The following is a 9,352-nucleotide window of genomic DNA, read 5'->3' as shown; positions in this document are numbered from 1 at the left end:
GGGCGTTGCAGGTGACGCTCGATCTCCAACATCGACAGGTTGGAAACTCGCAGAGGGCAGTAGAGCAGAATGCCAATGGCGATGGCATCCTCCCGCGCCCGCAGCGCTTTATAGCGGCGCTGGCCGAGCGGGCGCGCCATGACCTGCTCCGGCAGATGCAGCAGACGCCGCAGAACGTTCGGGTTGCGCAACACGCGCAAACGGTCGCGGTTCTTGGCCGTCATACCGCCCGGCTCATGCACGGCAAGGCGCGTTTTGTACTGTGTGAGGGTGCGAACTGTCTCTTCCGGCAAGCCGAGATGCTTGGCGATGGTCAGAAGAAGTCCCGCGGTATCGCTGATCGACGCGCGCGTCGCGCCACCGTTGCGCTCCAACATTTGCCGCAGCCCCCGTTCCACATGGGCTGGCTGCAGCAATACGTCCAACGAAGAAATCTCCACGGCCGCAATCCCGGACCCAACAACGTGACTGGCAAAACGCAGCAACATGAAGCGATACGTGGCTGCGGACGAGGCGGCGATCGGGCGGAGCGACTTCCCGGTCGCAAGCGGGTCCGGCCTCAGGCGCATCTCGAGATACCTGTCGACATCCTTGATAAAGTCGGCGGCGTACTCCGTCTCTGGCAGCATGACCCGCTTTGACCTTGACGGAAGGTCCAGTCGCTGGCGGGGCCACTCCGCCAATCGTTCTCCGGCAAGATTCCAACCCATCACCGCGCCTTCATACGCGGCTCGGGGATTCTTGCTGATCTCATTCAGCTCGACCGCTTCCAGAAACAGAAGTGCATGGTCATTGCTCACGTCTTTGGGTGCGATCCCAATGCGGTCGAGAAAAAAGACAAAGCGCGGCAAAGGGCTCAGAAGGCTTTTGTCCTTCGAGGCCTGCACAACGCTCCAGAGGCTGCGCCAGTCCGGCGAAAGATCTTCGGGCCGGCGTTGGCGTTTTGTGACAATCCCGCAGGCGACCATCGCGCTGCGTGCGTTGCTGACCGCGTTCTGCCAGGTCTTCCGGGTGACGCCGATGGCCGCGGGGGCAATGCGCGCGAGCCGCGGCTGCAACCACCGCGGATCGGCAGGAACCAGGGCTGGCGTCCGGTTGAGTGCTTCGGCCACCCGGCGCAAGCCGGAGACGAGATCCTTGCGGCGTGCAGCCGTGAGCGTGCTGTTTGTGCCGAGCTGCTCCATCAGGTCGGCAAAGCTGGGTGTGGAGGGGTCAACGAAGATGGCGTCGAGGGAAATCGTGCTGTGCTCTGTCATCGGGTGGCTCGCTTTCTGGTCAGCTTGGGACGCGGGTGGACAGGTGGGGACACGTGGGCCTGGTCGGGAATACTCTACACTATAAACAAACGCGGTTTTGCCGGACGGGTCTTCCCGACGGTATATCAAGGCTTTGACTTTATTGGACATTGCTGGCCACTAGGCCCAGCTGCGATGCGCGCGACGATAGGCTGCGTGCGCCTCGGGATGGATGCGCAGCAGGCGCTTCCCGGGACCGATGCGGATGGCCTCGAGATCGCCAGATGCAATAGCCCGGCGCACGGTCTTCTCGCTGACATTGTCGAGGCGTGCGATGTCACGCACCGTCAAGAGGGGAGGGGTCTTGTTCGATTTGGTCATGGCTGCCGTCCAGATTGGGTTCGTCATTTGTCGCACCCCACTCCCGCGCCGCGGCTTCGCCAAGAAGCCGCGCCAGCGCCACGACAACAGCATCGACCGCAGCCATGGGGCTTTGGTCGGTCGTGTCAGGGATCTCTGTGGGTACGTGTGGCATGGCGCGACCATCGCCGCGCGGCGCCCAATCCGTCCAAGTGTATTGATGTGGCAGCGCCCGCTTTTACCTCAAGGCGGGATGGTCCCCGTTGGCAATGATGCTAGAGCGCGCGTGTTCAAGATCGTCCACGATCGTCTCTCCGCTGGTGCGCTGAGGGGGATCTGTCACCAGCTGGAGAACATCCTTGATCAGCTCCACGAGGCGCCCCGTCCGTTGGTCTCCGGCCAAGGTCGCATCTGTCGTAAACGAGAGTGGCCAACCGGCGTCCAGAGCGACGTAGCAGCATTGCTGGACAACAAAACGTCGTCTGCTGTCATACTCTTCATTGCGGTTGTCTGGGACGAGCACCTTGCGCGCGACGCTCAATGTGACCGGGATATGCGGCCCCGAAATCGCCAGGTCCCGGTTCCCTGTACCCCAGATTGCCTCGGGCGGCCCTGCCATGTGGACTGCGTCGGACGAGTCTTCCGGCATCGGGACGAAGTATGGCAACGACAGGGCCGCAAAGACCTGGTTGATGACGCCAATGTCGTCCAGCAGGGGCTTGGCCCTGAGGCGTCCCCCATTGAAGGCCTTTTCCAGGCTACGCTGCACCCTCGAACGGCTGATACGAATGAAGGTTGCGTAATTCCCGACATCGAGTGCGTTGCCGACAAGCAGTGAGAGTTCTTTTACATGCTCCGCGCTCAGCCCATGCTTCTCTGCAAGCGCCCCCTGTTCCTCGTCCGTGAAAATCCCCGCTTCCCGATAATCGGCAATCCGGAACGGCATATCGGTCGTCCTTGCCCAATCACTCGGCAGATAGATCGAATAGTCGTCCGGCGTCTCACACGAAGACGCCCTTTTGTTCTTCACGGGTCGCTCGACATCAGCCATAGCCGATCTCAACACCCCCTATCACGTAGGTCCAGCATAACTTCAGCGTACGGCTCAAAACGAGGTGGTTGTAAGCTGGTACGCGTGCCGAAACTGCGACCGCTCGCACCTCGGCAAGCGCCACCATTGCGTCTGCAAACACGGGCGCGCGTGATAAGCGAACGGGTCAACATAGGGTTGGCGGTGCGGAAGGGCGTGGTGGACAGGACCCGCTCTCATGCAAACGCCAAATCGTCCCGCACTGCGTGTAAAGCGCGCGCCTTGGAACAAGGTACGGATCGTCGGTCAGAAGCGCTCCTTGATGCCCAGACACGTCTGGGCCATAGGTGCACGCCTTAAAATAGCCGGCAACCACCGTGACCATGCGCTCTTCACTTTAGCGATCGACAGAAAATTACGCGGCTGCGATCTGGTCAGGCTAAAGGTGACAGATGTCTAAGCTGCCGGAGAAATCCGGGAACTCAGCTCAATCATCCAAAGCAAAACACGGACGCCAGTCCGGTTTGAGATTGCCGAAGGCACGCGTCAAAGCCTTCTGCAATGGATCAATGCGCCGCTGATGTATGGGTCCGAATGCCTCTGGCCCGGACGCCTTCACGACCGCCCCCACATCTCAACCCGGCAATATGCTCGGCTTATCCGCAACTGGGTGGTATCGATTGGACTACCGCCCAGCTCCTACGGGACGCACTCCATGCGGCGCACCAGGGTAGCTGGGATCTACCGAAAGACAGGCAATCTACGCGCCGTTCAATTGCTGCTTGGTCACGCCAGGATGGACAGCACCGTCCGATACCTTGGCGTCGAACTCGAAGACGCCCTACACATCGCCGAAACCATCGAAATCTGACAACAATCCGGTTCGCTCACCCGCAGCGGCCCAAACTCACCTCCGAAATTTAGCCGTCATTCATGCGACACGCAGCGAACGTCGGATAAGAGCCCATAGCGGACGCACAGATATCCGGCCTTTCGGCTGACATGACTGTCCAATATTCGGTCAGCGGTTAGTTCGAGTTCCACCCAAGGAGCGCCAAACAATGCTTAGTGATACCATTTCAGGAGCTTGCTGCTTCTGCTGCTCCAGGTCCTTTGACCATCCAGAGCAGGATCGCTACGACGACCAGGTTCAGGGCACCGGCCAACGCAGCCATCCCATAGGCGACGGCGTAGTCAGCGGTCATATCATAAAGGTAACCGCCCAGGTATCCGCCGTTGGCGTGGCCAAACCATCCGAACATGGTAATCACGCCCAGAGCAAAACCACGCCGCTCGGGCGGAGTGTAGGCGGCGGTGGTGGTCAGAACGCCGGTCATCACGCCGGCATATCCAAATCCATATATCGGAGCATAAAGATAAAAGCTTGAAAGGTCGTTGATCAGGATGAAGCCGTAAATGAGCAATGTCATCCAAGCCGTTGCTGTCATGTAAGCTGGAATAGAACCGATAATGTCAGCGAGCTTCCCGAAGGCGATACGTCCGAGTATTCCCACCATCAGCATCAAGAAGATGACCGTGCCAGCTTCATCGGCACTGTATCCGCAGCCTTGGATATGCGGAACAAGATGCATGAGGGGCACTGACATGCTTGTGCAACACAAGAAAATCGCGAGGCACATCATCGGAACGACCAGTTTGATTGGCGGATAGTCACGGCTTTGCACCGCTGACACTTGCGCGGAATAGCCAAGTTCGATCGGCCTGAGCAGTGCCGCCAACGGAATAAGAACAACGAGCATCAGGCCGCCTGTGATTGCCAAGGCTCCCGACACCCCAAATGATTTGATCAGCAGCGCCGAGCCGAACGGTACTCCCCCTTGGCCTAAGGCTTGACCGGCCGAGGCGATGCCAATCGCAAGACCCGCGCCTACGGGGAACCATTTTCCAACCAGTGACATGACCGGCGCAAAGATTGCAGCTCCACCAAAGAGGCCCGCAATGAACATAAGCATATAATACTGCCAAAGCTGGCTCGCTGCTGCGGACGTGAGATAGGCAAGGCCCATCACAATGCTGCCCATCAGAACAACGGTACGGGTTCCGAACTTGTCGGCCATAGCGCCCATTATGAGCCCACCGAATGCCATGCCTACGATGCCGGATACGTTAATCAAGGAAATATCCGCACGATCCCAACCATGGAGTTCTTCCAAAGGTACGACATAGGCGGACATACCGTTGACGATTGCGCCCATTGACATGGCCAATATCAACGCTGCCGCTCCGACAATTACCCATCGAAAAGGTGGCAGATGCTCGACGGCGGTCATGGCACTCTCCTGAAAATTCCAAACACTATAACATACTAATGTTGTTCCAAGTATGTGTGCGAAGACCGCAGCCGCTATCACTGATTATTATGAAACCAGCTGGACCGGTCAGGCCAAAACTTCAAGTCAATGCGCGCCTTGGGTGGCAAAGTCGCAGTAACTTTCGAAATGTGCTACTTATGGGCCTCTCCATTAACTCCGGAGGAGACCAATGCCTGTTCTCAACTTCGACCATGGTCAGATGCATTACGATGTAACGGGTCACGGTCCTGCGGTTCTGTTCGTGCATGGCTCCCTCGCGGCGGGCGCGCAGTGGCGCAACTTGGCACAGTCGGTTGTCAACGCGGGGTTTACCGCTGTAACGCCTGACCTTCCCGGTTATGGTAGGAACGAACCTTGGACGGTCGAGCGCCCTTGGACGCCAGCCATTGATGCCGCCGCGCTCAAAGCGCTTGTCGAAGAATTGGATACCTCTGTGCATCTTGTCACGCATTCGGGGGGCACGATGCTGTCCTTCCCGCTTCTCGGTGACACACCTGAAATAGTGCGATCAGCTGTTTGGTTGGAGCCGTCCCTCTGGGGATTGTTGCGCGAGCAAGAAAATCCAAAGCTGCGCGAGATCGTCGAACTGGCAACGACTTACGTTGCACACATGGACGCCGGCGCCCAAGAGGAAGCGATCGAGGTGTTCATAGATACATGGGCGCGCCGTCCAGGTACATGGGCTGCCACTCCGGAGAAGATGCAGGAGAAGATACGTCGCGTCGCTGCGCGACTTTATCATGAATGGAATAGCTGGCTGAGCGACTATGCCCCATACCGTCCGTATACTGAGGACATCCGGTCACTCAGCATTGATCCGCTAGTAATCAAAGGCGGAAAAACTATCCAAGCGATGAATGCAGCATGTGCGAGTTTGGTCGAACTACGGCCATGCATTAAGGTGATCGAGATAGAGGGCGCGGGTCACAATGTTCCGTTCACACATTCTGAAGAAGTCGCGGGGCCGCTTCTCGATCACCTGAGAAGTTCATGAGCCGCCGCATAGTGGTCATTCAAGCAGCTTGCGAGTGCGGCAGCAGCTAACTGCCGGATTGTCCCGCTCAGCCGACGTTGGGCGAAAGCGTCGCGAACAGCCGCTCCGAGCCCAAAACGAGCACTCAACTGGACGAGGTTTCCAAAATTTCTACGCACTGCCAGAAAAATGCCCCGAGCCGGCCAACAGATCTCCAAACAGGTCTCATATTTTAGCTGACGTAGAAGGGTGGGGGACACCGTCTCGAAAGCAGAAAAACATGATGAAGAAAGCCGCCACCGTATTATGGAGATACCCAGGCACCATTTATGTGGCCTTGCTGTGCATTGTGCTCGCGCTTGCCATTCAAAGCACGTGACGACAGGGGCAGCACTGCAACACGTGGAAAACAAGATGTGTCAAAGTGGGGGCTTTCTTGACTTTTCCGCAAACAGGTAGAAGGCGCGCCTAATGGTTGCTCTTCATCTACGTTTCGGAGAATTTATATTTTTCAGGTACTTAGGTTTTCTTGCCTGTTTTTGGGCTGGTAGCTTGAGCGGTTACCAATCAACGGCTTAAAGTCCGCTGAGCAGTCATTAGACACGCAAATAGCAAACAACTGCTTCGAGCCCAGAACAAACAAAAACAATTCTCAAGTTTAGCAGCGCTATCCCAAGCGCACCCTGACAATTTCAGAGACTTTTCCGAGGAAAAAAGAAAACCCCGCCGACGGGGCGGGGCCTTTCCTTGGTTGAACGGCATCAAGTTTAGCGGCGCATGGGTTCGGCTTTTGCCGGGGAACGCGTCGGGGACGCACGGCGCGCTTCGGGGCTCCGCATCGGCATGCGGCCGGGAACCTTGTCAAACTGGGTGACTTCGGGGGATGTACGCCGCTTGATCAAGTCAGCGGCGATCTTCACGGCCCGTCCGATCGCCCTGATCATGCTCCAGGCGTCCTGGCTGCGGATTTCGCGGGCGCGGCGGTCATAGCTTGCATAGTCGATCGCGCCGGTGGTCGTGGTCTTGTATTCGGGCTGAGTGGTCATTGCATGTCTCCTTGTTGTTCGATGGTTTCAACTTGCCCGACATCGGCAATCCGCGCTTGAAGAAGCCTTTTAGAAGACTTTGTGATTTCCTTGATTTGCCTGAAGAAACGGTTGATCCTTCAGAAAAAGACGCGGGGATCGACCGAGACATGCGTTATTTCTTTGCAAATTGTGAGCTGAACACGGCCAGCCGGACATTCCTTCGGGATGGTGAAACGATACCGCTCGAACCCCAGGTATTCGACCTTCTGCACCTTCTGGCCGAGCGCGCCGGGCAGGTTGTGAGCAAGGATGAACTGATCGACGCCGTATGGAATGGCCGCATCGTGTCCGACGCCACGATCAGCGCACGCATCAACGCCGCACGCACAGCAGTCGGGGACAACGGAAAGGATCAGCGCGTGATCCGAACCGTCTCGCGGCGCGGATTCGAGATGGTCTCTGATGTATCTGGGGAAACCAAGTCTAAGGCTTCGTTGACCTCTGAGAGGGGCCAGGCAGTCCGATATACACCCTCCAAAGACGGAACAAACATCGCTTGGTCCAGCGTCGGTGAAGGGCCGCCTATCCTATATGCATGGCATCACATCTCACACCTTGAGAAAGACTGGCGCAGCAAATTATTGCGCCCGATCTTTGACGCGCTTTCGGAAAATCATCGATTGGTTAGATATGACATAAGAGGGTCAGGGCTATCGGACCCTATTAATCCCAAAGATACTCTCGACAACCACGTGGATGACATGCTCGCAGTTGCCGATGCAGCAGGCCTTGATCGTTTTCCAGTTGTTTCAGTTTTGCAATCTGCGGCGACTGCAATTCGATTTTGCTCGCTACATCCCGAACGAGTTTCATCCCTTGTAATCCAAAACGGTTATGCGCGCGGCAGGGCGACGCGTGAAGGCGCTTCAGACACCGCTGAAAGCGATCCTTTCATCACGCTTCTCAAGAGTGGTGGGTGGGGTGATCCTGACAATGGCTTTATGCGAGCGTGGGCGACGATGGTTTTGCCAATGGCCTCTTTCGAGGAAACTACGGATCTAATCCATTTGATCTCGCATGCAGGTTCCGGAGAAAACGCATTGCTGCAACGACAGCTAATCGACCGACTAAACGTTCTTGAGGACTTGGAACGTGTCCAAACGCCAACGCTCGTAATCCATTCGCGAATGTGCCCTATACATCCCGCAACAGAAGGGCGAAAGGTTGCGGCTGGCATTCCAGGCGCCGAGTTTCTCGAGGTAGACAGTTCGAACACGTTTCTGGTCGCCAGCGATCCAGCTTTCCAAGAGATCATGGCGCATACACTTGAGTTCTTGGGCAGGACAGACGGTCAAAAAATTCTTCAATCCTGAACGTCACTTCAATATCCGCAGACAAAGAGACACTGAGTGATTGCGGATGCTGTTATATCGACAGGACAGATTTGACCACCTGTGTCTGCAGTCCGTGTTCATCCCGTGACAATTTCAATGTTCGGTTTGCCCGCAAAGCTGAAATTAGATCAGCTGGCAGCGAACGACAGCTCCGAGCCCGAAGCGGACATAATAGGCAGTTCAGTTCGGTGGACGGATTCCATTCACGGTAACGAACTCACCGGGGATGCCGTAGGACCCATCATTGTTCCTATAGTCCGCAACAGACGCCAGGAACTCCTGACGAACCTCGTTCCAATCCTGGTCGTCGAAACGCTTGATGGCAAGTGCTACGGGACCACCAAGTAGAACTGCATTCACGACATCTTCGTCGGATCGGAAGACCAAAGTTTCAAACTGACGATGCTCTCCAATGTTCTCGAGATCGGCATCTTCGAAGATCCGCTTGAGTGCGTTTGGCGCCCCCGTTCCAAAGAACATCGGGCACACCTCGGATGCCACACGGGCGTCAACGATGGGAAAAACTTCCGCCCAGCCACAATTTCGGCGTTCACCCCACACGGTTGCTGTGACTTTGCCACCGGGAGCGACAGCCCGAGCCATCTCAGAAACAGCGGCGGCAGGATCCGGCGTATACATCAGCCCGAGCGCGCAAATCGCAGCGTCGAAAGTCTCATCAGGCACATCGAGGCTTTCCGCAGGCATGCGCCGCACCTCGACGCCCTCGATACCGTTTTCGCGCAGGCGCGCCTGCAAGTCGTCGATCATGCCCTGTGACAGATCGGTGGCCAGAACGTAACCCGCTGCACCAACCTGTTCTGCCAGCCGCATGGTAATCAGGCCGCTGCCGCAGGCCGTTTCGATGACCCTTTGACCGGGGTCGACCCGCGCCATTTTCAGAATCCGGTCGTGGGCCGGGCGGAGCTGATCCGACCAGCCCACGTGGTAATGTGGGCAAGCCGCATCCCATCCATAGCGCTGGACGCGAAGTTGAAGCCG

At 57.0% G+C, this 9,352-nt stretch carries 8 protein-coding genes and 1 pseudogene; 3 read left to right on the top strand and 6 right to left on the bottom strand.

What is annotated here, in order from left to right; all coding sequences use genetic code 11:
- The 3 genes from BLT50_RS18410 to BLT50_RS18400 all read right to left on the bottom strand — a co-directional run.
- On the bottom strand, positions 1 to 1,256 hold a 1,256-nt coding region (locus tag BLT50_RS18410), incomplete at its 3' end, for a hypothetical protein (protein WP_090030723.1).
- Between the two features lie 159 nt (positions 1,257 to 1,415).
- The gene (locus BLT50_RS18405) at positions 1,416 to 1,643 is read right to left on the bottom strand and encodes a helix-turn-helix domain-containing protein (protein WP_245723462.1); all 228 of its coding nucleotides are present in this window, start codon (positions 1,641 to 1,643) and stop codon (positions 1,416 to 1,418) included.
- Between the two features lie 190 nt (positions 1,644 to 1,833).
- A complete protein-coding gene (locus tag BLT50_RS18400; protein WP_090030719.1) occupies positions 1,834 to 2,646 on the bottom strand; it encodes a hypothetical protein in 813 nt (270 codons plus the stop codon).
- Positions 2,647 to 2,863: 217 nt separating this feature from the next.
- Here BLT50_RS18400 and BLT50_RS18395 point away from each other — a divergent pair.
- Positions 2,864 to 3,496 (top strand): annotated as a pseudogene (locus tag BLT50_RS18395) (tyrosine-type recombinase/integrase).
- A 208-nt stretch (positions 3,497 to 3,704) separates the two neighbouring features.
- Here BLT50_RS18395 and BLT50_RS18390 read toward each other — a convergent pair.
- Positions 3,705 to 4,997 carry an MFS transporter gene (locus tag BLT50_RS18390; RefSeq protein WP_281241662.1) on the bottom strand — a complete coding sequence of 431 codons (1,293 nt, stop codon included), beginning with the start codon at positions 4,995 to 4,997 and terminating at the stop codon, positions 3,705 to 3,707.
- Positions 4,998 to 5,127: 130 nt separating this feature from the next.
- Here BLT50_RS18390 and BLT50_RS18385 point away from each other — a divergent pair, with 130 nt between their 5' ends.
- Positions 5,128 to 5,952 (top strand): alpha/beta fold hydrolase, encoded by an 825-nt coding sequence (locus tag BLT50_RS18385; protein WP_090030715.1) that lies wholly within the window; start codon positions 5,128 to 5,130, stop codon positions 5,950 to 5,952.
- A gap of 746 nt (positions 5,953 to 6,698) precedes the next feature.
- On the opposite strand, the gene BLT50_RS18380 is transcribed toward BLT50_RS18385, so the two are convergent.
- Positions 6,699 to 6,977: a hypothetical protein gene (locus BLT50_RS18380; RefSeq protein ID WP_090030713.1), complete on the bottom strand. Its 279-nt coding sequence runs from the start codon at positions 6,975 to 6,977 to the stop codon at positions 6,699 to 6,701.
- A 14-nt stretch (positions 6,978 to 6,991) separates the two neighbouring features.
- Between BLT50_RS18380 and BLT50_RS18375 the strand changes: the two genes are divergently transcribed.
- Entirely contained in the window at positions 6,992 to 8,332 is a 1,341-nt protein-coding gene (locus BLT50_RS18375; protein ID WP_139170588.1) for an alpha/beta hydrolase, read from the top strand.
- Between the two features lie 201 nt (positions 8,333 to 8,533).
- Here BLT50_RS18375 and BLT50_RS18370 read toward each other — a convergent pair.
- Positions 8,534 to 9,352: class I SAM-dependent methyltransferase (locus BLT50_RS18370; protein WP_217629256.1), on the bottom strand; the 819-nt coding region annotated here is incomplete at its 5' end.

This window comes from Lutimaribacter saemankumensis, assembly GCF_900100005.1.
Taxonomy (GTDB): Bacteria; Pseudomonadota; Alphaproteobacteria; order Rhodobacterales; family Rhodobacteraceae; genus Lutimaribacter; species Lutimaribacter saemankumensis.
The sequence above is the reverse complement of the archived record's forward strand: the minus strand, read 5'-3'. Positions and strand labels throughout refer to the sequence as shown.